Annotated in this window: 21 protein-coding genes and 2 pseudogenes; 11 read left to right on the top strand and 12 right to left on the bottom strand. The window is 55.7% G+C overall.

The annotated features are described in order from the left end of the window. Window positions 1–7: 7 nt before the first annotated feature. The 6 genes from M0Q23_08505 to M0Q23_08530 all read right to left on the bottom strand — a co-directional run bounded on the left by M0Q23_08505 (window position 8) and on the right by M0Q23_08530 (window position 10,151). The gene (locus M0Q23_08505) at window positions 8–1,435 is read right to left on the bottom strand and encodes an SEC-C domain-containing protein (GenBank protein ID MCK9528662.1); all 1,428 of its coding nucleotides are present in this window, start codon (window positions 1,433–1,435) and stop codon (window positions 8–10) included. Next, entirely contained in the window at window positions 1,411–2,526 is a 1,116-nt protein-coding gene (locus M0Q23_08510; protein MCK9528663.1) for a hypothetical protein, read from the bottom strand. Before M0Q23_08510 ends, M0Q23_08505 begins: the two co-directional genes overlap by 25 nt. An 85-nt stretch (window positions 2,527–2,611) precedes the next feature. Then, on the bottom strand, window positions 2,612–3,517 hold the full coding sequence (locus tag M0Q23_08515; protein ID MCK9528664.1) for a M23 family metallopeptidase: 906 nt from the start codon (window positions 3,515–3,517) through the stop codon (window positions 2,612–2,614). 79 nt (window positions 3,518–3,596) lie between these two features. Then, a complete protein-coding gene (locus tag M0Q23_08520; GenBank protein MCK9528665.1) occupies window positions 3,597–5,540 on the bottom strand; it encodes a pyruvate carboxylase in 1,944 nt (647 codons plus the stop codon). 37 nt (window positions 5,541–5,577) lie between these two features. Next, a complete protein-coding gene (locus M0Q23_08525) occupies window positions 5,578–7,035 on the bottom strand; it encodes an ATP-grasp domain-containing protein (protein ID MCK9528666.1) in 1,458 nt (485 codons plus the stop codon). A gap of 248 nt (window positions 7,036–7,283) precedes the next feature. Further along, complete coding sequence (locus M0Q23_08530; protein ID MCK9528667.1) at window positions 7,284–10,151, bottom strand: AsmA-like C-terminal domain-containing protein; 2,868 nt, start codon at window positions 10,149–10,151, stop codon at window positions 7,284–7,286. Window positions 10,152–10,364: 213 nt separating this feature from the next. Between M0Q23_08530 and M0Q23_08535 the strand changes: the two genes are divergently transcribed. The 5 genes from M0Q23_08535 to M0Q23_08555 are packed head-to-tail and all read left to right on the top strand — an operon-like array spanning window position 10,365 to window position 13,501. Continuing rightward, on the top strand, window positions 10,365–10,721 hold the full coding sequence (locus M0Q23_08535) for a hypothetical protein (GenBank protein MCK9528668.1): 357 nt from the start codon (window positions 10,365–10,367) through the stop codon (window positions 10,719–10,721). A 4-nt stretch (window positions 10,722–10,725) separates the two neighbouring features. Next, window positions 10,726–11,379 (top strand): protein-L-isoaspartate(D-aspartate) O-methyltransferase, encoded by a 654-nt coding sequence (locus tag M0Q23_08540; GenBank protein MCK9528669.1) that lies wholly within the window; start codon window positions 10,726–10,728, stop codon window positions 11,377–11,379. Window positions 11,380–11,387: 8 nt separating this feature from the next. Continuing rightward, on the top strand, window positions 11,388–11,969 hold the full coding sequence (locus M0Q23_08545; GenBank protein MCK9528670.1) for a DedA family protein: 582 nt from the start codon (window positions 11,388–11,390) through the stop codon (window positions 11,967–11,969). Between the two features lie 5 nt (window positions 11,970–11,974). Continuing rightward, on the top strand, window positions 11,975–12,814 hold the full coding sequence (locus tag M0Q23_08550; GenBank protein MCK9528671.1) for a LysM peptidoglycan-binding domain-containing M23 family metallopeptidase: 840 nt from the start codon (window positions 11,975–11,977) through the stop codon (window positions 12,812–12,814). An 18-nt stretch (window positions 12,815–12,832) separates the two neighbouring features. Beyond that, on the top strand, window positions 12,833–13,501 hold the full coding sequence (locus M0Q23_08555) for an MBL fold metallo-hydrolase (protein MCK9528672.1): 669 nt from the start codon (window positions 12,833–12,835) through the stop codon (window positions 13,499–13,501). 79 nt (window positions 13,502–13,580) lie between these two features. Here the strand turns inward: M0Q23_08555 and M0Q23_08560 are convergent, their stop codons facing one another. The 3 genes from M0Q23_08560 to tsaD all read right to left on the bottom strand — a co-directional run bounded on the left by M0Q23_08560 (window position 13,581) and on the right by tsaD (window position 16,675). Then, entirely contained in the window at window positions 13,581–14,369 is a 789-nt protein-coding gene (locus M0Q23_08560) for a hypothetical protein (GenBank protein MCK9528673.1), read from the bottom strand. Between the two features lie 446 nt (window positions 14,370–14,815). Beyond that, entirely contained in the window at window positions 14,816–15,646 is an 831-nt protein-coding gene (gene rsmA, locus M0Q23_08565; GenBank protein MCK9528674.1) for a 16S rRNA (adenine(1518)-N(6)/adenine(1519)-N(6))-dimethyltransferase RsmA, read from the bottom strand. 15 nt (window positions 15,647–15,661) lie between these two features. Next, entirely contained in the window at window positions 15,662–16,675 is a 1,014-nt protein-coding gene (gene tsaD, locus M0Q23_08570) for a tRNA (adenosine(37)-N6)-threonylcarbamoyltransferase complex transferase subunit TsaD (GenBank protein MCK9528675.1), read from the bottom strand. 90 nt (window positions 16,676–16,765) lie between these two features. Here tsaD and nadB point away from each other — a divergent pair, with 90 nt between their 5' ends. From nadB to ahcY, 6 genes are all read left to right on the top strand, one after another. Continuing rightward, complete coding sequence (gene nadB, locus M0Q23_08575; protein MCK9528676.1) at window positions 16,766–18,403, top strand: L-aspartate oxidase; 1,638 nt, start codon at window positions 16,766–16,768, stop codon at window positions 18,401–18,403. A gap of 188 nt (window positions 18,404–18,591) precedes the next feature. Continuing rightward, the gene (gene panC, locus M0Q23_08580; protein ID MCK9528677.1) at window positions 18,592–19,455 is read left to right on the top strand and encodes a pantoate--beta-alanine ligase; all 864 of its coding nucleotides are present in this window, start codon (window positions 18,592–18,594) and stop codon (window positions 19,453–19,455) included. Between the two features lie 14 nt (window positions 19,456–19,469). Beyond that, window positions 19,470–19,829, top strand: a complete 360-nt coding sequence (locus M0Q23_08585) for an aspartate 1-decarboxylase (protein MCK9528678.1) — start codon at window positions 19,470–19,472, stop codon at window positions 19,827–19,829. Window positions 19,830–19,935: 106 nt separating this feature from the next. Further along, window positions 19,936–20,577, top strand: a complete 642-nt coding sequence (locus tag M0Q23_08590; GenBank protein ID MCK9528679.1) for a DUF502 domain-containing protein — start codon at window positions 19,936–19,938, stop codon at window positions 20,575–20,577. Next, entirely contained in the window at window positions 20,561–21,733 is a 1,173-nt protein-coding gene (locus tag M0Q23_08595) for a methionine adenosyltransferase domain-containing protein (GenBank protein MCK9528680.1), read from the top strand. The genes M0Q23_08590 and M0Q23_08595 overlap by 17 nt, the downstream gene beginning before the upstream one ends. Before the next feature lie 4 nt (window positions 21,734–21,737). After that, window positions 21,738–22,994, top strand: a complete 1,257-nt coding sequence (gene ahcY, locus M0Q23_08600) for an adenosylhomocysteinase (GenBank protein MCK9528681.1) — start codon at window positions 21,738–21,740, stop codon at window positions 22,992–22,994. Between the two features lie 15 nt (window positions 22,995–23,009). On the opposite strand, the gene lptG is transcribed toward ahcY, so the two are convergent. The 3 genes and pseudogenes from lptG to lptF all read right to left on the bottom strand — a co-directional run bounded on the left by lptG (window position 23,010) and on the right by lptF (window position 25,533). Then, entirely contained in the window at window positions 23,010–24,089 is a 1,080-nt protein-coding gene (lptG, locus tag M0Q23_08605) for an LPS export ABC transporter permease LptG (protein ID MCK9528682.1), read from the bottom strand. Between the two features lie 97 nt (window positions 24,090–24,186). Further along, window positions 24,187–24,318: pseudogene (locus M0Q23_08610) on the bottom strand (transposase). Between the two features lie 177 nt (window positions 24,319–24,495). Next, window positions 24,496–25,533: pseudogene (gene lptF / locus M0Q23_08615) on the bottom strand (LPS export ABC transporter permease LptF). Window positions 25,534–25,672 lie beyond the last annotated feature (139 nt).

Raw genomic sequence — 25,672 nt, forward strand, 5'->3', positions numbered from 1 at the left:
CCGGCGGCTATTTCCCGCAGCAGCGCTTGTACTTTTTCCCGCTCCCGCAGGGGCAGGGTTCGTTACGGCCCACCTTTGCTTCCTTCCTGCGCACCGTTGATGTCTTCGCGTCATGATCACCCCGGCTCATCACATACTCACGCTCGCGCTTCTGTTCGATTTCAGTGACTTCTTCCTCGCGGCGTATCTGGACGAGACAGAGTTTTTCAAGGGAACTTGCCTTGACACGGTTCACCATGTCCATGAACATCTCGTAGCCTTCACGCTGGTATTCTCTGGCGGGGTCTTTCTGGCCATAGCCCCGAAGCCCTATGCCCTCCTTGAGGTGGTCCATAGCCAGCAGATGGTCTTTCCAGTGAACGTCCAGTGACTGGAGCATGACCATGCGTGCCACGTAGTCCATGATGGACTCTCCGTACTCCTCCTTTTTTTTCTGCAGATGCCCGCTCACGGCTTCCGTGAGTTCGTCCCTCACCTCCTCCCGGTTCAGGTCTGCCGGTTCGCGTTTCGCGAAATCGAGGTGAAGTGAAAACTGCTTCAACAAGACATCATCCAGTCCCTTCAGGTTCCATTCTTCGTGGTGTTTTTCGCTCAGGAATTCCTCGACTATGTCGTCAACGAGTTCCTCGACGATCTCGTCCACGGTACTCCACAGGTCGGTCCCGGCAAGGATTTCCCTGCGCTGCCGGTAGATGACTTCCCGCTGCCGGTTCATGACATCGTCGTACTCGAGCAGGTGCTTCCGTATATCGAAATTCTGTCCTTCAACACGTTTCTGGGCATTTTCGATGGCCTTGGATATAATTCCGTGCTCAATGGGTTCCCCCTCTTCAACGCCGATCCGGTCCATGATGGACGAGATCCTGTCGGCACCGAAGATCCTGAGAAGATCGTCCTCCAGGGACAGGTAAAACCGGGACGATCCCATGTCGCCCTGTCGCCCGGACCGTCCGCGCAACTGGTTGTCAATGCGCCTGCTCTCGTGGCGCTCCGTACCGAGAATGTGAAGCCCCCCCAGTTCCGCCACTTCCGCACCGAGCTTGATGTCCGTACCCCGACCGGCCATGTTGGTCGATATGGTAACGGCACCTCGCTGACCCGCCGCGGCAATGATTTCCGCTTCCTTCTCATGGTTTTTCGCGTTCAGAACATTGTGTTTGATACCGTATTTCTTGAGGTATTTACTCAAAAGCTCTGATTTTTCAATGGAAATGGTCCCTACCAGCACGGGTCGTCCGATGACGTTGAGTTCCTTGATTTCTTCGATGACGGCATCAAATTTTTCCTTTTCCGTCTTGTATATGACGTCGACGCAATCTTCCCTGATCATGGGCATATTCGTGGGAATGACCACCACTTCGAGATTGTATATTTTCTTGAACTCCTCCGCTTCCGTGTCGGCTGTACCGGTCATGCCGGCAAGCTTTTTATACATCCTGAAATAATTCTGGAAGGTGACCGAGGCATAGGTCTGGTTTCCCGCTCGATCCTGACATTTTCCTTGGCCTCCAGGGCCTGGTGGAGACCGTCGCTATAGCGCCTTCCCGGCATGACACGGCCGGTGAACTCGTCAACGATGACCACCTGGCCGTCGGAAACCAGGTAGTCCACGTCACGCTTGAAAAGGGTGTGAGCCTTCAGAGCCTGGTTGACGTGGTGCAGGACTTCGATATTCCCGGGTTCGTAGATGTTCTGCACGTTCAGCAGTTTCTCAACCTTCGCCACGCCTTCTTCGGTGAGCACCACCGTCCTGCTCTTTTCATCGATCGAGAAATGGACATCTTTCTTGAGAGTGGGTATAATCTGATTGATTTTTACGTACTTGTCCGTCGATTCGTCCGAGGGGCCCGATATGATGAGAGGTGTCCTGGCTTCGTCAATGAGGATGCTGTCCACCTCGTCGACGATGGCATAGTGAAAATCCCGCTGGACATACTCGTCGAAGGTGAACTTCATGTTGTCCCGCAGGTAGTCAAAACCAAACTCGTTGTTCGTCCCGTAGGTTACGTCGCAGCGGTATGCCTCCCGCCGTTGCCGGTCGTCCATTCCGTGGACGATGGTCCCGACGGTGAGCCCCAGAGAGGTATAAACCGGGCCCATCCATGCGGCATCGCGGCCGGCCAGGTAATCGTTGACGGTAACCACATGCACACCCCTGCCCGAAAGCGCGTTCAGGTAGATGGGCAAGGTAGCGGCAAGTGTCTTGCCTTCACCGGTCTTCATTTCGGCGATTTTCCCTTCATGCAGTACGATACCGCCGAGCAACTGCACATCGAAGGGCCGCATGCCCACGTTTCGCCGGGCCGCTTCCCGGGCAACGGCAAAGGCTTCCGTCAGGATGTCGTCGAGCTCCGTCCCCCGGTCGAGCTTTTCTCTGAAGCAGATCGTCTTGTTTCGTAACGCCTCGTCGGTGAGTTTCTGCATCTCCGGCTCGTAGCCGTTGATTTCATCGATATACAGGGACAATCGTTTCAGTTCACGATCGTTCCTGCTTCCCACTATTTTTTTCAAAAGATATTGAAACATGGTCCCTCATATGAAAAACCCGGCAACCATCGGCACCGGGAGTAGCCTGCCAAGTAGCGATAATGTTACTGACTTCTCTGTCTGTCTAAAAGAGGTAACGCCGCGGGTTCACGTATTCACCACTTACCTGCACGCCGTAGTGCAGATGAGGGCCGGTGCTCCGTCCGGTGCTTCCCACGGTACCGATGACTTCACCCCGCTTTACCTGCTGACCGGCCTTGACGGACTGGGTTCGCAGATGGCCGTAACAGGTCATCACCTCGTCACCGTGATCAATCCATATCAGTTTTCCCATGTGCCGGTCGTTTTTCACCACTTTCACCACGCCATCGGCAGGGGCCATGACATTTCTGCCGTGAGGAGCCGCTATGTCGATACCGTTGTGGAATTCAGTCCGATCGGTGAAGGGAGATTTTCTTTTTCCATATTCCGATGTCACCCATCCCACAACGGGCCAGATGGAGGGTGTCCTGGCAAGGACCGATTTCTGCGTTTTCAGGTATTCTACGAGTTCGCGGAAACTTCGCTCCTGGGCCAGCGATTCCTCGAGAAGCTGATCGATGTCCCGGTTAATCTCATCGATCAGTACCTGCTGCGTTTCCAGGAGACGCTCCACTGCCTCGTCTTCTTCCGGTGACGACCCACCCACTCCGAAGAAGTTTTCCTCCCCGCCGGCCACTTCGAGATTGGAGATTATTCGTATCTCGCGGTCAAAATTGTTGAGTTCGGCGATTCTCTTTTCGAAATAGGAGACTTTCTCCGCCAGCGCGTAAAGGCTTTCCCCCTGGGTCCGATGGGCTTCTTCCAACTCCGCGAGAGCCACCAGGTTTTTCCTGTATTCAATGTACCGGCTCCCCAGGTATCCCGTCGCCACGAGACCGATGAAGAAAAGAAACGTGAGTGTTGTGATGAGGCCGACCGATACTTTCAGTTCGCGAACCGCCCGGCGGCCGTGTGGAATGATCAGAACAGTGATTTTTCCTTTTTTCATCCTTTCCTCCTTTTTCTGGTGCATGCCGGGTCACCGGCACCGTTGAAAGGGCTTCAGGGAAAACGAACCGTCCTGCGCACTACTTCTTTTTTTCCACCATTACCAGGGCATCACCAACGTCAATTTCATCCCCCGGCGATACCAGAATTTCTGTTACTTTTCCACTGATTTTTGATTCCACGTTGTTGAGCATCTTCATCGCTTCAAGAACAACAAGTACCTGGCCGGCTACCACATCGTGCCCTGCATCCACAGGAACGGCATTCACGACACCCTTGAGGGGAGAGAGCATGTTCCCCACCTGTGCCAGCTCGACGATTTCTTTCATGGAGAGAGTTCGTTTCCGCTCTATCCGGGCCCCTTCGGCATCCATTTCGGTCAGAAGCGGCTGGGAGTGATGATCTATCATCAAATAGGTAACCACATCGCCATTCTTGGTCCTTCTCATAGGACCGATTTCCACTACATGGCTCTGGCCGCAATAGTCGGTGAACTCATGCTCTTCTCCGAGATTGAAGCCGCCTCTCCTGAACCATATGTCGGGCGGAAGCACCCAGGTTTTGCCGTAGGTTTCCTCGAACTTGAAGAAGGCCGCGGCATCGTTGGGATGCTGCAGGTACAGGACCAGCTCGTCATCGGTGGCTTCCCTGCCCAGACGCTTCTCCAGAACCCGTCGTTCAATGTCGACATCGATGTCGGAAATGTGCTGGTAGCCCCGTTCACGTTCGACAATGTTCTTCCAGTCCGGTCCGAAAACGGCCTCGTAAATCTCATCGGCGGGCCAGTAGAAAGGAAGCTCTCCATAGCGACCCAGCATGAGATTCTTCAGGTCATCATTCGCCTTTGAATAGCGTTTGCCTTCGAGAACGTTGCTGACTGCCGTTGTCCAGAGAATCTGCGATCCCGGCGTAACACTCCACCAGTTGCCCAGTTCCTTTTGAACCCGGGGAAGTTCTTCCTGGAGAATTGTCGGCATTTTATCGATAAAACCTCCCTTGACGGCCTGCTCGAAGCTCGACCCCGTGGCGCCGCCGGGAAGCTTGTGGGTCTGCACGGTAGGATCGAATCCGAAAAACTGGGATTCAAACTCGCTGTAATATTTTCGCTCCGAACGAAGACGGTTTGACGCGTCAATGAGCTTCTGCCGATCCAGGCCCATGGCCCTGTGACCATAGTCGGCCAGGGTGTCCACGACGGTCAGTAACGGTGGAGGACCATAGAATCCGGTAAGGGCGTGGTCGGAGGCGTCGACGATCTTCGCCCCGTTGGTCACGGCGGCAATGATGCGGCCCGTGTCGTTTCCGTCCGTGTTGTGTCCGTGGTAGTGAACGATGAGATCCGGAAAGACGTCCAGGATCGATCGCACCAGCTCTCCGATCCGCTTCGGTGTTCCCAGTCCGCCGTGGTTTTTAATGCAGAGGATAATGTCTTCTCCGGCAACCTCTACCAGTTCCCTCACTTTTTTCACGTAATAGGCGTCGGTATGCTCTTCGCCGGTGGAGAAACAGATAGAAGGCTCGAGAATGCGGTCCGCCGCCTTCACTCCTTCGAAAACGGCCTCCATGTTGGGAATATGGTTGAGAAAGTCGAAAACTCTCCACACGTGGACATAACGCGCGAAACTTTTCACGGTCATGCGGACCACATTGTCCGGATAGGGCCGGTATCCGAAGAGGTTGATCCCCCGGCACAGCGTCTGAAACATGGTGTCGGGCATGAACCTGCTCAACAATTCAAGCTTTTCCAGAGGATTGATCTGCTTGCGGAGCATGTCCACATGAACGGAGGCACCTCCCGTTATCTCAAGGGAAAAAAATCCTGTTTCGTTCCGGTCTCCTGAAACCAGGAGCTGCGTGTGAGGCATGATCCGATTTTTAAAATCCGACTGAGACAGGTCACGTTCGCTGTTGGTTACGTAATACCCATCGGCTTTTCGTATCTTGTCGAGCACATGGGCGACGCCCTTGAGTTTCAGTTCTTTCGGTGTAATTCTTTCCTGGATAAGGCTCTTTTTTGCACTCATAAAATTTCCTGTTGTATCTCTTCACGCGCTCCGCCCATCAGGAGGCGAAGGGGTTGTGTTTCTTGGCGTGTATTTCAGCTATCAGCCGTGACAGTTTCGTAATCTCCCTCTCCCGGTCGTGGTAATCGAATATCTCCCGGTGTTTCTCAAGATAGGCCGTATCAAAAACGCCCCGTTTGAAGTCCGGTTCTTCACACAGTGCCAGGTAGAAGGGAATGGTCGTTTTGGGTCCTACGATAAGGAAGTCATTGAGCGCCCTGCGCAGTCTCTGCACAGCCTGCTCCCAGTTGTATCCCCTGACAGTCATCTTGACCAGAAGCGAATCGTATTCCGTGGGAACCCGATAGCCCTGGTAGGCGATACCGTCAAGCCGAATACCGGGGCCTCCCGGAGATTGGTACACGGCGACAAGCTTTCCACCTTCGGGCATGAAGTTGTTCTTGGGATCTTCCGCGTTTATTCGTACCTGGATCGCTTTCCCGATGAGATTGTTACAGGCGTCGGCTATCTCCAGATACTCACCATCAGCGATCCGTATCTGTTCCCGAACGATGTCGACACCCGTGAGAACCTCCGTTACCGTGTGCTCTACCTGCAGCCGCGTGTTCATTTCCATAAACCAGAACTGGTTGGTTTCTGAGTCGACGAGAAACTCCACGGTACCGGCATTGCGGTAGCCTGCCCTGCGTGCCGCTTCGACAGCGGTTTCCGATATGTTTTCAAGCACATCCGGGGGAAGATCCGCCGGGGCCACTTCAAGCAGTTTCTGGTGCCGCCGTTGAATGGAGCAGTCCCGGGTGCCCATGGGAAGCACCGTACCGTGATGATCGGCAAGTATCTGAACTTCCACGTGCCGGGGACTGACAATACCTTTTTCTATGTACAGGCGGTCGTCGTTGAACGCTGACCGTGCTTCGGCACGGGCGTTCGGCATCTGGGCGGCGAGTTCTTCCGGTGTGGTAATTTTACGGATTCCCCGCCCGCCGCCGCCGGCGGATGCCTTGAGCATTACCGGATAGCCCTCCTTTTCAGCGAATGCGAGGGCCTGTTTTAATCCTTCCTCTGCGTCCGCAAGGTCATCGGTTCCGGGGATGAAGGGCAGGCCGGCCTTTTCCATGATTCCCCGAGCCACGACCTTGTCGCTCAAGATCTTCATTACTTCCTGTGGAGGTCCGATAAAAGCGATACCCGCTTTTTCGCAGGCCTCGGGAAAATCAGGGTTCTCGGAGAGAAAGCCGTATCCGGGGTGGATCGCGTCGGCGCCGCTGACCCGCGCCGCCCAGAGAATACGATCGATATCAAGATAATCCTTCCGGGGACCGCTCCCGATCAGTATGGCCTGGTCGGCGAAACGGATAAACAACGCGTTGGAATCGGGTTTTTCATACACGGCAATGGCTTTCATGCCCAGTTCCCTGACGGTTCGGAGGATTCGCAGGGCGATTTCACCGCGATTGGCTACAAGTACTGATTTAATCCTTTTTCTCTGTGGCATAGTCTGCCTTCTTATCTGTCTTTCGTGGTATTTAAACCGGAGTTTAATTGGGGAAGAGTACACATTAACCATGACCGTGTCAAGGTTGATCGATCGTAAAGTCAAAAAGCGTTCGACCTGGGGCGGCATCGCAAAAAAATTGTGCAGGCAAGACGGGAAAATCCTGAGGAACGATGCGTACTTCGAGATACGCCGCAGTGTCGAATGAGGAAGTACAATCAAGCATCCGACAACTTTTTACGGGACCATCACGGTTGATCGGTGCCCTGTGACCGGGACTGCCCGCCTGGAACCAGCACACCGGGCTTGAGAATGATATCAAGAGGAAGCCGGAGAGTGCGCAGGAGAATGCCGGTCACGGGGCGGGACAGAGTATCCAGTGGAGTCAGCCTGATTGAAGGATCTTCAACGGGTCCCCGGACCTTTGCGGAAACCACCACAAGCCGCCGCTCATTCCCGAGGAGTATCCAGTTCACCAGTGGAATCATCCCTATGATCCGGTCGATCGTTTCCAGGGGCTGCATGACGATGACGGCATCGATCGTTTTTTCACCGACATCAAAGCAGCCTGCCGCCGCTGCTTGTATGGAAGGACTTTCCATGAGAAAGTCTTCAAAGGAGGCCATTCCGTCCCGTATTTTCAGGGAAACGGCCAGGCGGTTGAATTTCAGTCCCTGTTCAAACAATCCCGTGGGCTCAGGGGCAAACAGCCTGTACAGGTTGGTCACTGTCAATATCTTCGACATGACGGAGAAGTGCTGGAGGCGGCCATCGTTGGCCTCAATGGCCATATCCCCGTTGAGGGCATCCAGGGATCCCCGCAGGGTACCTTGGGCGGCAAGCCAACCTTCGATGGGCGATTGAGAGGACGAGAATGCTTCGATCAGTTTTGTGATGTCCGCCCTCCCTACATCCAGTTCAAGGTCAAAACGGGGAGTCAGCGACGGTTCGAAAACAAGGCGTCCCCGGACCCTCCCGTCGGAAAGACGGCACTCGAAATCCTCCAGACGAAGAACACCCTCCTCCAAATCGGCCAGGGTCTCCAGGGTTTCAATGGGTATACCCCTGAAGAGCGTGTTACGCAGAAGAACGCGGGCAGAGCCGGCATAGCCCCCGAGCAGGGACATCCTTTCGGAAACCTGCTCGTCAATCACCAGGTTATCCAGGGTGATGGATCCTTCAAATCGTTTGACATCACCAAGTGTTACACATCCCGACACCAGGCCGGTGACATCCCCGTAGAGAATGGAGATATCCTCCGACGAGATACAATCGGAACCTATGGTAAAGGAACCGTCGACCCTGACTTCGTCGGGACCGTATTCCCCGGCAGCCGTGATCGTTTCCGGCAAGGCGATGCGTATTGTTCCATCCACCCGGTTGCCCGCGCCCCTGCCGCTCGCGGCAATCGTGAGCCCTTTTCCGAAACGTATGACCTCCTCGAGGTAGGGACCGGGCGGGCGGGTCAGGTTGAAAGACAAGTCGTACGTTTTCTCACGAAAGGGATCGGGCATGGACAGACGGAAGTCATCCACGGCATAATCGTCAATTATACCTTCAGCACTGATAACGAGTGAGTCTTCAAAACTCTCCTTGTACGCACGGCCCTCGAGAGATTCCAGCACATGGTTGTCCCAGCGGAACAGTCCGCCTTCCACAGCGGCATCGCCCCGTACGCGCACGGGCCCTGACCGTTCAGGGCCGCTCCAGGTATAGACCGAACCTTGTATCCTCCCGCCCCGGGCATCGGAGAGGGGGCCGAGCAGGTCATAGACATTTCGGGGAGTCATGGAGGCACGCCAGGCGGTGACAAAGTCAGGCAGTTCCATGTCGGCCCTGACACGGACAGAGACCTCCAGGTCATCCCCCCGGGTGATGTTATCAAACAGGAGTTCCACTTCGTCGACCCGCGACGACCCCGCCTGTCCTGAAAGGTCGTGAAATGAGAGGGTCGCACCGGACAACGCGGCCCGGCCGCTGATACGGTGGACCCGGCTGTCGTCATGGCAGGCTCCAAAGCTCAGATCACGCAACATGGCCTCTATGCGAAGCCCTTCCAGGAAGTGTTCGGCCGAGAGCAGTTCCGCCGGCGTTCCTTCGTATTTCAGTTCCGTAATGGTGACTGTCCCGTCCCGGACCTGGCGGGCCAGAAGAAGATCAAGCCATTCCGGAAAGAGGTGCAGGGGCAGAAGGGCGATAACGCTCTCATAGTCCAGTTCCGATGTCCGGGCCGACAGGGTCAGTCGGGCCTCTTCATTATTCTTGCCGTGGCGATATCCGGAAAGCTCCCCACTTCCTGACAGATGCATGGCGGGACAGTGGAAATCCAGGTCCGAAAGAGACACCCGGTCCTCGTCAGCCTGAAGCACGAAAGAAGTCTGTACCGCAATCTCTTCGGTCCACCAATGCAACTTAAAGTCTCTTGCAGCAAGGGTGCAATCCAGCCGAGCGGAACGGGGGCCCGTGAGAACAGAAATCCGGGCATCGGTTCTGCCCAGTAAAAATGGGTGAACCCGTTTAAGATCAACATCCTTCAGATCGACGACACCCCTCAATGACGATTCGCTGAAGGCCAGATCCGCAACGATCTTCTGCCCCTTGAACGAGGCGGTGCCGTGGATCGCTCCGGCATCAAGGCTTCCTTCAATACCATCCAGGACAATCCGGCCGGGGTCCCGGCCGACAATCAGGGTTCCGCCGCGAATGTCGAGCATTGGAACATCATCCCCGCCCCCGGAGGAAGACGGGGGAAAGGCAAGGGTCTCGACCACAACCGTCGGACCCACAAGGGTCACGCGGGTAACTGTGATCCGCCCCAGCAGAAGGGAAAAGAGGGAAAGACGGGCTTCGAGTACGCCGGAGGTAAAGCGTGAAGTGCCGTCCGGACTTCCGATCGTGATGTTTCGAAACGTTATCACGGGTCCCCGGCTGAACGAAACAGACGCCCTTTCGAGGGAAACCTCCATGCCGAGCCGCGCTTCCATCCTCTCCGCCAGAATCGCGCCGAATCGGTCGGGATCCATGATGCGGGCGGCCCCCCAGGCAAGGACAGCAAGGATCACCGCCGCGGCCAGCACGACCGCTGCCGGCAGAATGCGCGCCCTGAAACGGCTCATGACGACAGTGATTTCCTCCTTTATTTCTGTTAGTAATACAGGGTGCCGGCAAAGTCAAACAGAGGACCGTCGACGAACGGTACCATGGCCGGCGGCTCTGCCCTTTTTCATTGAAAACGGCCCGCATCCATGGTAGTCGCAGGATAATACCCGGACACAACATGAATCATTGGGAGAAAGAATTGGTTTGCGAACCGTTCCGCGGTGGTGACCGTGTCGAATGAAGGATACCAGAAAACGCTGGAGGAAATCCTCAGGGAACGAGCCGATGTTCTCAGTCGGGCGGGGAGAAACCTGTCCGCCGTCCTGGACGAGCTGAAAATCCTTGAGTACTCAATCAGCGGTAAAATCGAGAGCTTCCAGGTCGAGGTGTGCGACGGCGGCACGTCTTTCACCAGGAGGGTCCTGCGCGAGATAAACGAAGAAATCGACACCTATAACCAGACACGGGAACAGGCCCGGCTGAAATACTACTACCTCGTCGTGACACGGGAGGCCCTGGGATTGCGAAAGCATCAGTGGATCGAAAAGATATACAGGATTCCGCCAAAAAAGAGAACGCTGAAGTGACTTAATGGACAAGTATTTAAAACAGCGAATGAAGATGGTGGAAACCCAGATCAGGGCTCGGGGCATTTCAGACACACTGGTCCTCAACGCGATGACGGAGATTCCCCGTCATCTCTTCGTGGACGAGGCTCTTCTTGACCAGGCCTACGCCGACAACCCCCTGCCCATCGGCGAACGGCAGACTATTTCTCAACCTTACATGGTAGCCCTGATGACGGAAGCCCTTGAACTGACAGGTTACGACAAGGTGCTGGAAATAGGGACCGGGTCGGGGTACCAGACGGCAATCCTTTCGCGAATAGCGGACCGGGTAATTTCTCTTGAGAGGATCGCCTCTCTGTCGTCACGGGCCCGCCGCATCCTTGACCGGCTGAAGTGCTACAATGTTCTCTTGATTGTGGCTGACGGAACCTTCGGGTGGAAAGACGAGGCACCTTATGACGCGATCATGGTGACCGCCGGAGCGCCGGAGATTCCCCGAACCTACATCGAACAGCTCGCCCCGGGCGGGCGGCTGGTCATCCCCGTAGGCGGCGGCTACAGCCAGAATCTGACGAAGGTAACCCGTCGCTCCGAGGATAGAGACGACCTTGAATACGAGGATTTGGGGGGGTGCCGCTTTGTGAACCTCATCGGTGAACACGGCTGGAAGGGCTGAGTTGACCCATGATACGGAGATTATACGATTGGGTTCTCCACTGGGCCGAGACACCGTACGGATCCTGGGCGCTTTTTTTTCTGGCCTTTTCCGAATCGAGTTTTTTCCCGATTCCCCCCGATGTGCTTCTCATAGCCCTTGCGCTTTCGATTCCGGCACGGGCCTTCAAATTCGCGCTCATATGCACCGCGGGATCCGTGTTGGGAGGGATTGCGGGATACGCCATCGGCTATTTTTCGATGCAGTCCATAGGCATGAAAATTATCGTATTTTACGGCCTTGTCGCAAAATACGAGCAGATCGCCCGTCTTTTTGACCAGAACAACGCATGGATCGTATTCATCGCCGGATTTACTCCCCTGCCCTACAAGGTTATCACCATCACGGCCGGAGCATTCTCTATCAACTTCCCGATATTTGTCGCGGCCTCAGCCGTTGGCCGGATGGCGCGCTTTTTCCTGGTAGGCGCGTTGATCTATCGCTTCGGCCCTGCTATACGTGCTTTCATCGACCGCTACTTTAACCTGATGACGGTCGTGTTTACCGTTCTCCTCCTGGGTGGATTTATTGTTCTGACATGGTTATTATGACGATCATGAAACATCGAATTTTCCTCATGAGGAGCATTGGAGGCATCGCGGCACTCTGCCTGTTGTTTGTGTGCCTCGGCTGCGCGGCCAAGGAACGGTCGGCAGGGGTATACCATCGGGTGCAGCCCGGTGAAACCCTCTACGAGATAGCCGCGACCTACAACACGAGCCCGGAAAACATCGCGGCGGCGAACGGCATCGATGACATCCACAGGATAGAAAGTAACCGCGTTCTTTTCATTCCCCGGGGCACGCCGGTCGTGTCAGGGGCACGGGCCGACATCCCCCGGGACGCTCCGGCGCCGTCTGAAAGGTCATCATCCCATCGAAAGATCCGGGAAGAGACTCTTCAGCCCGCGGCGGCTCCCAAACCCGCGGCCCGCGACGGAACGCCCCGGGAACAGACGGCGTCCATAAAGAGGTCTGAAGAAACGGCAGCCTCCAAAACCGCCGTTCCCGTCGATGGCCCCCTGCGATTTCTGTGGCCCATTGGAGGATCGGTCACATCCCGCTTCGGCCTTCAGCAGGGTGGAACACGGATGAACGGTATCACCATAGAATCGGAAGCCCGGGCTCCCGTTGTCGCTGCGGAAGCGGGTACAGTTCTTCACTCGGCACCTATAAAGTTTTATGGTGAAACGATTATCATACGGCACAGGAACGACTACTTGACTATCTATTCCCACCTTGAAAACAGAAAGGTTCAGACGGGAAACCAGGTATCACGGGGTGATACAATCGCCATGTCCGGACAAGGTAAAACAGGCGGAAACTACCGGGTTTACTTTGAAATGAGACGTGCAAATCGGCCCATAGACCCACTGACACAACTGCCCCGACGATGAATAACCGAAAGGAACATTATGAAACTTACTGAAACCATCTATGTCTATAAGTGGACCAATTTCTTCGAAAACAACTGCAACAGCTACTACATCGGAGGCGGCGTGAAAGCTCTCATAGACCCGGGCCTGTCGGCATTTGTACCGGACCTGCTCGCGAGGATGGAAGATGACGGAATTGATCGCGGGGATATACGGTATGTGATCAACACCCATTCACACCCGGACCATTTCGAGGGATCGGAACAGTTCGCGGGTTGTGAAAACGTCTCCATCTGTCTCATGGAGGAAGAACTCGCGTTCCATCGGGGCCTCGGCAGGGATATTTACGCCATGTTCGGGTTCACAGCCCCCGGCATACCTGTTGACCTCCTCCTTGAACCCGGAACCGCTGAATTCGGGAACGAATCCTTCGAAATCATTCATGTACCCGGCCATTCACCGGGGTCACTGGCCCTCTGGTGGCCGACGGAGGGGGCTCTCTTCTCAGGCGACGTGATTTTTTCTCAGAACGTGGGACGCACCGACTTCCCCGGGGGAAGCAGCCCGCTTCTCAAGGACAGCATCACCCGCCTGTCCGAACTGGACGCCCGGTATCTGCTGCCGGGGCACATGGAGATCGTTGAGGGACGGGAAGCGGTGAGAAGCAACTTTGCCGTCGTGATGAAGCACATTTTCCCCTACATGTAAAACGCCCCCAGGCAGGGTTCACCCGGCCCCTGCGGACGCTTGGGGATTGAGAAATGTCGGGCCGGTTCGGCAGAAGGTGTCAGCGACATTCCCGCGAAGGCGGGAATAAGTCTTTTATGAATGCGCCCAGGACGGGGCGGGCGGCCACAACAGCGTGGCGCCTCTCTCTGTCCCTCGGAGCGTCAGCCCGATCCAGGCTTCGTTCCATGCCGGAGCTGTCGAGGTGGCGGATGCTTGTTACGGCCCAACCACCGTTTTTCTTCAGGTAGGTTACCACGGTAATCGTCCGGTCGGCACCGGTTACCTTCATTGCAAACCGTGCACGTTCTATTTTCTGCCCGTCCCGGATAAACTGCATCTGGGTCAATTCGATCTTCACCGGCTTACCTGCCACCCTTGCAACCTCGGGGTTTTCCATGACGTAGGTTTTCGCGGTATTGACGGCTTCCGTGGCCTTGGTTCGGTAATAGAGGGTCCCCAGGGTGGAAAGGGCCACGGAGACAATGACCAGAGCCATGAAAACGGCAAACATCCTGAACTTTTTCGGGACCTTGACCGGATATTCAGCTTCTCCCCTGCCTTCCCCCGAAGGCTCCCGCGACAGGGGGAACAGATCTTCCCCGGACGCCGGGACATCGGGTTCAGGGCCTCGAGTGTCACGGCGCCCGGGAACAGGACGTCGGATCCCGAAGCGGCGTCGTACCGTCGCCGTCTCCCGCTGTCTTATAGCTTCGGGAACACCGATGGTCCCCGTTTCAAGAACCGTCACCTGCCCGCAGCGCCCGCAGGTAAACCGCCGGGTCGGCTCCTTGAAAGATACCTTCTTCAAATCGTTCGGATAACCACACTTCGAGCAGAGAACCTTCATGCAGAATCCTGTCTCCCCCTACCCGCCAATCATGATGAACTCGTACAAAGCGCCCCGGCCCGCCTCCGGCGGGCCTGCATCATACAACTGACGTGCCGTAAGCGGGCATCGTTGAATATGGAGGCACCGGCAAACCCGGAGAAGGAGGCCAAATTGACATCGGTGCGGGCAACGCTCCCATCTCCGGTATCGTGTGCCGCATGATGTCATATACGTACGCCTCTGGTACCGAGAAGTCGAAAAACGTTCAAATGAGGACGGCTCTGTAAAAAGCTCCTTGAGGCACGGCGCGCACATTTTGAGGAATGAGACGTACTTCGGGTACACCGCAGTGACGAAGGAGTGAGCGCAACCAAGCCTCCTGTACCATTGTACGAAGCCGTCAATCATCAGACATGTGAATCACTGTAACGCAGGACAGCCTCAAGGTCCAGAAAAAACCCGAATCAGCCGAGACTGTCGGCCAGACGGCAGAATTCTTGAGGAGTAAGTGTCTCGCCCCGCCTGTCCGGATCGATGCCCGACTCGGCAAGGGCCGGCAGGGCCTGTTTCCGGTCTATGGTCAGAAAGGGATTGTCTTTAAGGCTGTTCAGCAGGGTTTTGCGCCGCTTGGCGAAGGATGCCCTCACGACGTTTTCAAAATGGTCGGGGTTGTTAACGGTGACAAGCGGCCTGTCCCTGGTTTCGAGCCTGATGACCAGCGACGACACCTTCGGCGAGGGGAAAAAACAGTTGGACGGCACGGCGATGACCCGGGTCGGAATCATGTACACCGCCGTCAGAACGGACAGGGATCCGTAATCGGACGTCCCGGGTGCGGCAAGGATCCGTTCGGCGAATTCTTTCTGGAGCATGAGCGTTGCCGTGGAAAGGTGCTCCCGGCGGCGGATGAGATGAAGAAGGATCTGCGAGGATATGTTGTAGGGTATGTTCCCCACGACGCGCACCCTGTCTCCCGACGTCGCCGCCGAAGAAAAATCGTAGGACAGGACGTCCTCGTTCAGGATCATGACGTTCTCGCGCCCCGCCATTTCCTCCTCCAGAACGGCGATCATGCGGCGGTCCACTTCCAGGGCGGTGACACGGCCCGCCCTGTCGGCGAGCATACCCGTCAAAATGCCCACGCCGGCCCCTATTTCAACCACGTGGTCATGGGGCCCGATGGCGGCGCTGTCCACAATACGGGCCATGATGTCCCGGTCCACCAGGAAAGACTGGCCGTACCGCTTGAGCGGTCGCAGGTCATGACGGTCGAGGATTTTTCGTGGCGTCGTCATGCGGATAGTGTCCTTTCAGGGCTCACTCATTCCAAGGGGCCACCGGGAAAGCGCGTTGAGGTCCAGGGGGTGATGGATGCCTTTCTCGAGAAGACTGGAACCGTAGGCGGCGATCATGGCCGCATTGTCCGTGCAGAGAATAGGCGGCGGGATGTGGAGGGCGATCCCTTTCGCCTCACAGGTTTCCAGAAAACAGGCGCGAAGACGACGGTTCGCCGCGACGCCCCCGGCAACGACAACAGTAGACACCCGGGCTTCTTCGGCGGCCCGCAGGGTTTTCTCAACAAGTACGTCGACAATTGCCTGCTGGTAGGAGGCAAGCAGATGAGGCACCTCCTCCTCCGCCAGCGAATCCCGTTGCCTGATATGGGACAGCAGGGCTGTTTTAAGCCCGCTGAAGCTGAAGTCCAGGCTTTTTCTCATGGCCCGGGGGAACCTGACACGCTCGGGGTCCGCACCCTCGGCCATTCTGTCGATGACCACCCCCCCGGGATACCCCAGATTGAGCATTTTCGCGGCCTTGTCAAAGGCTTCTCCCGCGGCATCGTCCCGGGTCTGTCCCAGGAGTACCGCCCTGTCGAAATTGCCGAAACGGTAAATATTCGTGTGTCCCCCGGAAACAACCAGGGAAACAAAAGGAAAGGACGGCGGGTTGTCGGTCAGGAACACTGCGGCGATGTGACCGGCAATGTGGTTGACTCCCACAAAGGGTATGTTCCGGGCAAAGGCAAGAGCCTTTGCCGCCGACAGGCCTACAAGGATGGATCCGATAAGGCCGGGGCCCCTGGTGACGGCAATCCCGTCTATGGCATCCAGGGTCAGGCCCGCGTCGTCCAGCGCGGCGTCAATGACGGGCATGATCGCCTCCATGTGCTTGCGCGAGGCTATTTCCGGGACCACCCCCCCGTAGCGGGCATGGAAATCCGCCTGAGACGCTATGACGTTTGAAAGCAGTGTCCTCCCCCCGGTGACGACGGCCGCCGCCGTTTCATCACAGGATGATTCGATTCCCAGCACGCGCATGGACATTTGACTCCATAAAAGGTATTCACATGGTCGAGCGAAAGGTATATAAGAAACACGAAGCTTTGTAAATACCAATACCGCTGGAGCAAGCTTATGGAAATCGAACGCGATTTTCTGGTTCTCGGAAGCGGCATCGCCGGACTTGCTTTCGCCATCAAGGCGGCCCGTCTGGGAACCGTTGCGATCGTCACGAAAAAAGATGCCATCGAATCCAGCACCAACTACGCCCAGGGCGGTATCGCCTCGGTGACGGACCGTGAGGACAGCTTCGAATCCCATGTGAGGGATACCCTGGAAAGCGGTGCCGGCCTCTGCCGTGAAGACGTGGTGCGTTTCGTCATTACCGAAGGACCCGACCGTATCCGTGAACTGATCGACTGGGGCGTGCGGTTTACCCGGGCCGACTCTCCGGCGTCAACGAACGTCTATGACCTCGGCCGTGAGGGCGGCCACAGCCACCGGAGGGTCCTCCACGCCGAAGATTTCACGGGCAGAGAGATTGAGAGGGTTCTTGTCGAGAAAGCTGAAATCAACAAAAATATCAGCATTTTTGAAAATCATTTCGCCGTCAACCTCATTACCCGGTCGAGGTTGACCGGAGCGGACGATTCCCCTGATCAGTGCCTGGGAGCCTATGTATTCGATGTAAAGCGTCAGGTCGTGCTGACCTTCAGGGCCCGCTTCGTCATTCTCGCCACCGGCGGGTCCGGAAAGGTGTACCTGATCACCACGAATCCCGACATTGCAACCGGCGACGGCCTTGCCATGGCGTTCAGAGCCGGCGCCGTGGTGTCGAACATGGAGTTCATCCAGTTTCACCCCACCTGCCTCTTCCACCCGGAAGCGAAGTCATTCCTTGTCAGCGAAGCCGTCCGCGGCGAGGGGGGCGTATTGATACTGAAGGACGGCACCTCCTTCATGGAACGCTACCACCCCATGAAAAGTCTCGCTCCCCGGGACGTGGTGGCCCAGGCCATCGACAGGGAGCTCAAAAAGTCCGGTGATGACTGTGTCTACCTTGATATCAGGCATCGTAGCAGGGATTTTCTGATGAACAGGTTCCCCCACATATACGGGAAGTGCCGGGAATTCGGTATCGACATGGCGACTGACCCTATTCCCGTGGCTCCCGCCGCACATTATCAGTGCGGCGGTGTCGTGGTCAACGGGTCGGGGGAAACATCGATCGGCGGGCTTTTTTCCTGCGGTGAGGTTTCCTGCACGGGACTTCACGGGGCCAATCGCCTCGCAAGCAACTCTCTTCTGGAAGCGCTGGTATTCTCTCACCGGATATTCAAAAAAATCGAAGCCCTGTTCCCTTCCACCAGGGCCGAATCGCTGACCCTTCCGCCATGGGATCCCAAGGGGGCGACGGAAAGCGATGAATCCATTGTGGTGTCCCACAATTGGGACGAAATACGGCGGTGCATGTCAAACTATGTGGGTATCGTCCGTTCCGACAAACGGCTTGAACGGGCGAAGCGGAGAATAGACTTCATATCCCGGGAAATTGACGAATATTACTGGAATTTTAAAATAACCACGGAGCTGCTGGAGCTTCGCAACATCGCTCTGGTCGCCAAGCTGATCATCGCTTGCTCGCGCCTGCGGAAAGAAAGCAGGGGCCTCCACTTCAACCTTGACTACCCTGAACGGGATGACAAGGCCTGGCAGCGTGACACGATTCTGACCGGATCTTCTCTCAACGAGTTGAACCGGAGTGGTGAGTGACCGAAAAAACAAAAAAAGGGGGCGAATGTTCTTGACAGAAAATGACGCCTCTGCTAATAGCACGGCAAACCGCCTGGATCCCCGATAAGGACCGGGACGGAAGGATCCGAGAACCGAACGAGGTGATGATACAGGCCTTCCCGACTGTCCGCTGGGGAGGCCTTTTTTGATACTGAAACGGGCATTGGATGATGGAAGTCATCAACGGTTGCAAAAAGATGCAGGAACGCGCCGAGTCTCTCCGAATGGAGGGAAGACGCATCGCTTTCGTGCCAACCATGGGCTATCTTCACGACGGGCACCTGAACCTCATGAAAGAGGGAAAGAAACGGGGCGACTGTCTGGTCATCAGCATTTTCGTCAACCCCACCCAGTTCGCTCCCGGTGAGGATTTCGAAAAGTATCCCCGCGATTTCGAACGGGATGAGAGACTCGCTGCCGAGGTTGGCGTGGACATCATTTTCTATCCCACCGCCGCCGAAATGTACGGCAAGAATTACCAGACATACGTTACCGTTGAAAATGTAACAAAGAACCTGTGCGGCCGCTCCCGACCGACCCACTTCAGGGGCGTCGCCACAGTCTGCACGAAGCTTTTTAACATCGTCAAGCCCCACGCCGCCGTTTTCGGCAAGAAAGATTTTCAACAGCTCGTCACCATCAAGCGCATGGTGACCGACCTCGACATGGACCTGGAAATCGTCGGAATGGACACCACGAGAGAACATGACGGCCTGGCCATGAGTTCACGGAATGCCTACCTGAAGGAGGGTGAACGAGAGGCGGCCCTCAGCTTGAGCAGGGGCCTGAAAATCGCCCGAGACCTCTACGAATCAGGTGAACGCGACGCTGCGAGGATCATCGATGCCGTCAGGAACAACATCGAAGTCCATGAATGCGCCGGCATCGACTACATTTCGATTTGCGACACGCAGACATTGGAGAATATTGAACACATTGACCGGGAGGCCGTTATCGCCCTGGCAGTGCGAGTGGGTTTGCCGCGCCTTATCGACAACTATGTCTTCGGCGAACCACTCCCTATTCCATAGAGGTGAACAGAATCATGCAGAGGACAATGCTCAAATCAAAGCTGCACCGGGCAACGGTAACGGATGCCCAGCTTCATTACGAAGGAAGTATCACCATCGACGAAGAACTCCTGGAGGCCGCAGACATCCTCGTGCACGAGCGGGTCGACATATACAATGTATCCAACGGTGAGCGGTTTTCCACTTATGTCATCAAGGGTGAGCGTGGATCGGGGGTCATCTGTCTGAACGGCGCCGCCGCCTGGAAGGCCCAGAAGGGTGATCTTGTCATTATAGCAACCTACGCCCTGGTGGACGAACAGGAGACGAGATCCTGGAAAACACGCTGTTTTCTTCTTGACGAATCCAACAGGATCGTCAGAAACGCACAGTAAAGGCAACTGCGATACTGAATCGACAGGGGTGAGCCGCGGTGTTCACCCCTTTTCATTTGTTGAAAACCTGCCGGGACTTTGATATGACGCTCAATCGCAACAGGTTATGAAGAAATCAATCAAACGTGTCTTTATTACGGGCCTGGCGGCGCTTATTCCCATCGGCATCGTCGTATATCTCCTGATCTTCCTGGTCAGGATGATGAAGGGGCTTGCCCGGGCGCTGATGTCCTACTTTCAGATCGACGGGCTTCTTCCCGTCCCGGGAATCGAATTCGTCGTACTGATAGTGCTCATATTCTTGGTCGGCCTCATCGTCAGAAGCTATGTGGGCAAAAAAGTTGTAGCCTGGGGGGAAACACTTCTTGACAAGATACCCGTGGTCCGAACTATTTATATCGCTTCGAAGCAACTCACCCATGCCATATTCAGCGAGGACAGTACGAGTTTTTCCCGGGTCGTACTCATTGAATATCCCCGCAGGGGGGTCTACTCCATTGCCTTTGTTTCAGGAATCACCCGGGGCGAGCTTCAGGACAAGACCAGGAACCGCATGATCAACGTCTTTGTTCCCACGACGCCAAACCCCACCTCCGGCTTCCTTCTGCTGGTACCGGAGGAAGACACCATTACCCTGGACATGCCTATCGACCACGCCTTCGCCCTGATCGTGTCGGGCGGCATATTCACACCACAGGACATTAAAAAAATCATCGAGGAGGAAAAAAGACATGCTGATCACATCTGAAGCAGTCAAGATGGGGCATCCCGACATTGTCGCCGACACCATCACGGCCCATCTTATAGCGAAAATTCTCGAGGAAGAACGCAAAATCGGCATGACTGTTGACACCATGCCCCATTGTGGTCTCGAAGCGTTTCTGGGAAAAGGATTCTGTATCATCGGCGGTGAAGTATCCACACGGATTTACCTTGACATCGAAAAATCGCTCCGCCAGACCGTCCTTTCGCTGGGCTACAATGATTCCGCCGTGGGTCTCAACGGCCATTCCATGGGAGTTTTCAACGCCATTATACCCCAGTCGCCGAACATCAACATCGGCACCAGAGCGGATTTGGGGAAATACAAGGAAATCGGTGCCGGAGACCAGGGGATCATGTTCGGGTTCGCCGTGAATGAAACGCCTCAACTGTTGCCCCTTCCCTTCGTCCTGGCAAATACCATGATGCGTGCCTTTGAAACATGCAATGATCCCGTATTTGCTCCCGACGGCAAGGGACAGGTTACCGTCGAATATGACAGCAGCGGGCAACCGACCAGGCTCGCGAAGGTTCTCATGTCAAACTCCATCGACTACCGCTACGTGTCTGAAGCCAACAACATCGAAGATATGGCCCGGAAAATTGCCTTTGACAGTCTCGGTGAATGGGTCGACGACGCGACGGAATTTCTCTTTAACCCCACAGGGGAATGGCAGGCTGTTCACTCCTGCAGTTCCGCCGATTCAGGCATAACGGGCAGGAAACTGGTCTGCCAGCTCTACGGAGCCTACCCGGGAGCCCAGATCGGAGGCGGCGCGATCGTCAACAAGACACCTGAAAAAGTTGACTGCTCCGCTGTTTTTGGAAGTCGGTACGCGGCGAAAAATGTGGTGGCCGCCGGCCTGGCCGGAAAAATATCGATTCAGATCGCCTACGCCATCGGGATTGCCCGGCCGATGTCGGTGTTCGTGAACACCTTCGGGACCGGCGTCATCCCCGATGAGGAGCTCTCAGCCATCATACGGCGCGTTTTCGATTTTACACCCCGGGGGATGATCGAGAAATTTGACCTGCTCAACGGGAACGTGTACCGAAAGATAGCGCGTAATCTCTTCCTGGATGATTATGAGTGGGAAAAAACCGACATGGTCGACATTCTGAAAAAGGAAGCGGGGACTTAGATTTATGGATTATGATATTGCGGACATCGACCTGGCGGACAAGGGCAGGTCCAGTGTACAGTGGGCAAACAAGAGCATGCCCGTATTGAACAGCATACGCGAGAGATTTGAACGGGAACGGCCCCTGGCAGGTATCCGCCTCGGCGCCTGCCTGCATGTGACCACCGAAACGGCGAGCCTTATGGACACCTTGAAAGCCGGGGGGGCCGAGGTTGCCCTCTGCGCATCAAACCCCCTGAGCACCCAGGATTACGTGGCGGCCTACCTGGTAAAGCATAGCGGAATCCCGGTATTCGCTATACGGGGAGAAGACCGTGACACCTATTACCGTCACATAGACGCTGTCCTTGACATAGCACCCGCTATCACCATGGATGACGGAGCGGACCTGGTGTCCAGAATTCACGCTGATCGGCGGGATCTGATCCCCGGCATCATCGGCGGAACCGAAGAAACAACCACGGGCGTCATCAGGCTTCGCGCCATGGCGGCAAGCGGTGTTCTTCAGTTTCCCCTCATTGCCGTAAACGACGCTGACACGAAGCATCTTTTCGACAACCGTTACGGAACAGGGCAGAGTACCGTCGATGGCATCATCCGGGCGACGAACCGCCTCCTCGCGGGATCGGTCTTCGTGATCTGCGGCTACGGCTGGTGCTCCCGCGGAGTGGCCATGCGGGCCCATGGAATGGGAGCCAACATCATCATAACGGAAACAGACCCTCTTCGCGCCCTCGAGGCAGTCATGGACGGATACCGTGTAATGCCCATTGCCGAGGCCGCACAGACGGGCGATTTCTTCTGCACCCTCACGGGAAACATAAACGTCATCAGGAAAGAGCATTTCCTGTCCATGAAGGACGGTGCCATCGTAAGCAATTCAGGCCATTTCAATGTCGAACTCGATATCGAGGGGCTGAAAGAAATCGCGGAGTACAGGGGCCGCGTACGGGAACATATCGACGAATACCGCCTTGATGACGGCCGATTGATTTATCTGCTGGGAGAGGGACGTCTTATCAACCTTGCCGCTGCGGAGGGACATCCCTCGAGTGTCATGGACATGAGCTTCGCAAACCAGGCCCTGTCGGCGGAATACCTGGCCGGGTCGGGGAAGGGTCTGAAGAAGATCGTCTATTCCGTACCGCGTGACATCGATCAGGAAATCTCCCGGTTGAAACTCGCGTCGCTGGGAATCTCCATTGACACCCTCACGGAGGAGCAGAGCAGGTATCTTAATTCCTGGGAGATGGGAACGTAATTCCCGTTTTGTTGCTCATGTTTTGACGCGCCTGAGAAGAAGAACGGTACCCGCCAGAAACACCAGGTTCGCCGCCCAGGCGCTCAGCATGGGCGGAAGAACGCCGGAGCGGCCCAGAGACACGGCGAAGGCGAAGAACAACCAGTAGGAAAGCCCCGCGGCTATTCCGATGCCTATGCCCTGGACAACACCGCCGCTGCGCTCAAAGCGGGCGGCAAAGCACAGGCCGAGTACCGCCATCAGTATGCTGACAATGGGAAAGGCGACTTTGCCGTAGAGATCCACTCTGTAGGGAGTGGCATCATATCCCTCGGAACGGATTTTTTCAATGAACCTCCTCAGTTCGCCAAACCCCATTTCATCGGGCTCCCTCTGGACAGCCAGGAAGTCCTGGGGCTTTTCCGGAAGATTTACCGGAGCGGATGCCAGTTTTTCCACCAGGGGGAATGCACCTTCAGGGAAGGTAGTGATTATAAGATCTTCGAAGACCCAGGCTCCATCGCGCCAACGTCCTTCAGCCGCATCGATTCTCCTGGTCATATTCATCGACCGGTCGAGGTAATTGATCTTTATCCCCCTCAGCACACCTTCATGGGGATCGAAAACGGCAAAATTGTAGATACCCTCCTTCCCCCGGTACCATATCTGGTATTGTTTGAAAGACCCCGCATGGGCTCTGTTCTGTATTTCAATGTACTTCGTGTACTTGACCCGTTGATTGCTCCAGGGTGTTACAAGTTCGTTTACCATGAATGAAAAGGCGGCTATGCCCGCGGCAACCAGGACCAGGGGCGCGGCCACCCGGTAGAGGCTCACACCGGCGGCCCTCAGGGCGACGAGTTCACAATTCCTGGAAAGGATGCCGAAGGTGATAAGTGATGACAGGAGAACACTTACGGGGGTCATCTGGACCAATATCATGGGAAGGCTGTAGATGAAGTAGGCCGCCATCTGGGGCAGCGTCGCGCCATTACTGATGAACATCCTGATTCTCTGAAAAAAATCAACGACGAGATACAGGACGATCAGCGACAGGATGATGAGAACCAGATTCCTGGCAAATTCCTTGAGAATATAGGTGTCTACGGTACGCATCAATCGGCCTTCCGATACTTCGACATGTACGGAAGCGTTATTCTTCGGGTGTATCCTTCACCACTGCCCGGGCCTTCCGGACGTTACGCTTTTCCTGCCGGCGCCACGCTGACAGATGGGAATAACTCAGACCTTCACGGCGCAGGAGCTCGCCGATCCGGCGGGACTGTCTGCATGCCTCTGCTTCACGAAGAATAGCGCGCTTGTACTCCGCGGTAAATCTCCTTTGTGTCCTTTTCGGCGGAACCGGAGGACTGGAATCAATGTGAGCCGGCGGCAGAAGGACCCGGCGGTTGATTCTTTTTTGTAGCGCCTCAACGTCCAGAAGAGGTTTTTCAGCCAGGGCTCTGCTGAACGACCATACACCCGCTGCACCGAGAATCAGGTTTGGTCCCCAGGCGGAGGCGGCCGGCCAGAGTTTTCCCGTCTCTCCCAGCGCGTCTCCACCGAGTTGAAGAACGTAATAGACAACGACGATGACCAGGCCCGTGACGAATCCCCGGGATTTGGCCGTCCGATGCCGTACCATTCCCAAGGGAAACGCGATGAGTGCAAAAACAACGCAGGTCACGGGCACGGCAAAACGCTTGTTCAGGTCCATCACCAGCACGTTGCGCTCCGCCGCGGACCGCCCGGCGTCCCTCAGCTCACCGAGCATGCGGCCAATCGTCATCGTGTCGCTTCCATCCCGACGAGATTCTCCCCCGGCTCCCGCGATGGTCTGTGACATGTCGAGGGCGATTTCATAAACCGCGAAATCCATCTTCCGATAGGTTGCCAGGTCAGCCCCCACCATGTGGGTGCTTCCCTCCTCAAGTCTCAAGGTTACACCCATGGACCCGGGGTCAGCCTGAAGTCTCCCCCTGCGGGCAATGATGGTCACGGGACTGTGCTCAACGCGCTGATCCGCTATGAACACGCCCGTCATCATGGATCCGTCCACTGAAACCTGGTCAGCGTAAAGCATGAGGCCGGGAAAATCATCGTTGAAAATTTTCTCCTTAATGCCGATCCCGGCCCTCTGCCGGGCCAGATCGACGAGAAGTTCACGGCCCGCCGTGTTGCCCGCGGGTACGACGAAGAACCCCAGGAACAGGGAAAGAATGAAGGCGACGACGGCAAGCAGGGCGATGGGGGGAACGAGCTGGTACAGGCTGAGACCCGCGGATTTCATGACCAGAAGCTCATTTTCTCTGGACAGTCGCCCCATACCGATCAGTATGGCGATCAGCAGCGCGATCGGTATGGTGATCGACAGAAAAGAAGGAACCAGGAAGAGAATCAGCTTCACCATGCTGAAGAGACTGACTCCCTTGTTGATCATCATGTCCATTAACTGGAGGATCCGCCCCATGAGAAGGACAAAGGTCAGCACCAGCAATACCGTAAAGAACGGGTAAATCGTTTCGATGAATAAGGAGCGATGGATGAGATGGTGTTTCATTGCCTGCCCGGCGTGATTTGTTATTTTAACCCAGATTTTCCATTAGCAGATTTTGGTCATAATAGATAGCGTTAGTCGCTTTTAGTTGTGAGATTATCCTGAGTATGTTCTAATGGAAACCATTAGAAATAGGGTTTTG

The sequence above is a fragment of the Syntrophales bacterium genome, from assembly GCA_023228425.1.
Classification (GTDB): Bacteria; Desulfobacterota; Syntrophia; order Syntrophales; family UBA2210; genus MLS-D.

Coding starts and splice junctions, on each gene's coding strand:
- M0Q23_08545 (MCK9528670.1), top strand. CDS start 11,388: ATGATACGGAGATTATACGATTGGGTTCTCCACTGGGCCGAGACACCG.
- M0Q23_08505 (MCK9528662.1), bottom strand. CDS start 1,435: ATGTATAAAAAGCTTGCCGGCATGACCGGTACAGCCGACACGGAAGCG.
- nadB (MCK9528676.1), top strand. CDS start 16,766: ATGGAAATCGAACGCGATTTTCTGGTTCTCGGAAGCGGCATCGCCGGA.
- lptG (MCK9528682.1), bottom strand. CDS start 24,089: ATGCGTACCGTAGACACCTATATTCTCAAGGAATTTGCCAGGAATCTG.
- M0Q23_08550 (MCK9528671.1), top strand. CDS start 11,975: ATGAAACATCGAATTTTCCTCATGAGGAGCATTGGAGGCATCGCGGCA.
- M0Q23_08585 (MCK9528678.1), top strand. CDS start 19,470: ATGCAGAGGACAATGCTCAAATCAAAGCTGCACCGGGCAACGGTAACG.
- M0Q23_08595 (MCK9528680.1), top strand. CDS start 20,561: ATGCTGATCACATCTGAAGCAGTCAAGATGGGGCATCCCGACATTGTC.
- M0Q23_08590 (MCK9528679.1), top strand. CDS start 19,936: ATGAAGAAATCAATCAAACGTGTCTTTATTACGGGCCTGGCGGCGCTT.
- M0Q23_08540 (MCK9528669.1), top strand. CDS start 10,726: ATGGACAAGTATTTAAAACAGCGAATGAAGATGGTGGAAACCCAGATC.
- M0Q23_08555 (MCK9528672.1), top strand. CDS start 12,833: ATGAAACTTACTGAAACCATCTATGTCTATAAGTGGACCAATTTCTTC.
- M0Q23_08510 (MCK9528663.1), bottom strand. CDS start 2,526: ATGTTTCAATATCTTTTGAAAAAAATAGTGGGAAGCAGGAACGATCGT.
- M0Q23_08520 (MCK9528665.1), bottom strand. CDS start 5,540: ATGAGTGCAAAAAAGAGCCTTATCCAGGAAAGAATTACACCGAAAGAA.
- ahcY (MCK9528681.1), top strand. CDS start 21,738: ATGGATTATGATATTGCGGACATCGACCTGGCGGACAAGGGCAGGTCC.
- panC (MCK9528677.1), top strand. CDS start 18,592: ATGATGGAAGTCATCAACGGTTGCAAAAAGATGCAGGAACGCGCCGAG.
- M0Q23_08530 (MCK9528667.1), bottom strand. CDS start 10,151: ATGAGCCGTTTCAGGGCGCGCATTCTGCCGGCAGCGGTCGTGCTGGCC.
- M0Q23_08560 (MCK9528673.1), bottom strand. CDS start 14,369: ATGAAGGTTCTCTGCTCGAAGTGTGGTTATCCGAACGATTTGAAGAAG.
- M0Q23_08515 (MCK9528664.1), bottom strand. CDS start 3,517: ATGAAAAAAGGAAAAATCACTGTTCTGATCATTCCACACGGCCGCCGG.
- tsaD (MCK9528675.1), bottom strand. CDS start 16,675: ATGTCCATGCGCGTGCTGGGAATCGAATCATCCTGTGATGAAACGGCG.
- M0Q23_08525 (MCK9528666.1), bottom strand. CDS start 7,035: ATGCCACAGAGAAAAAGGATTAAATCAGTACTTGTAGCCAATCGCGGT.
- rsmA (MCK9528674.1), bottom strand. CDS start 15,646: ATGACGACGCCACGAAAAATCCTCGACCGTCATGACCTGCGACCGCTC.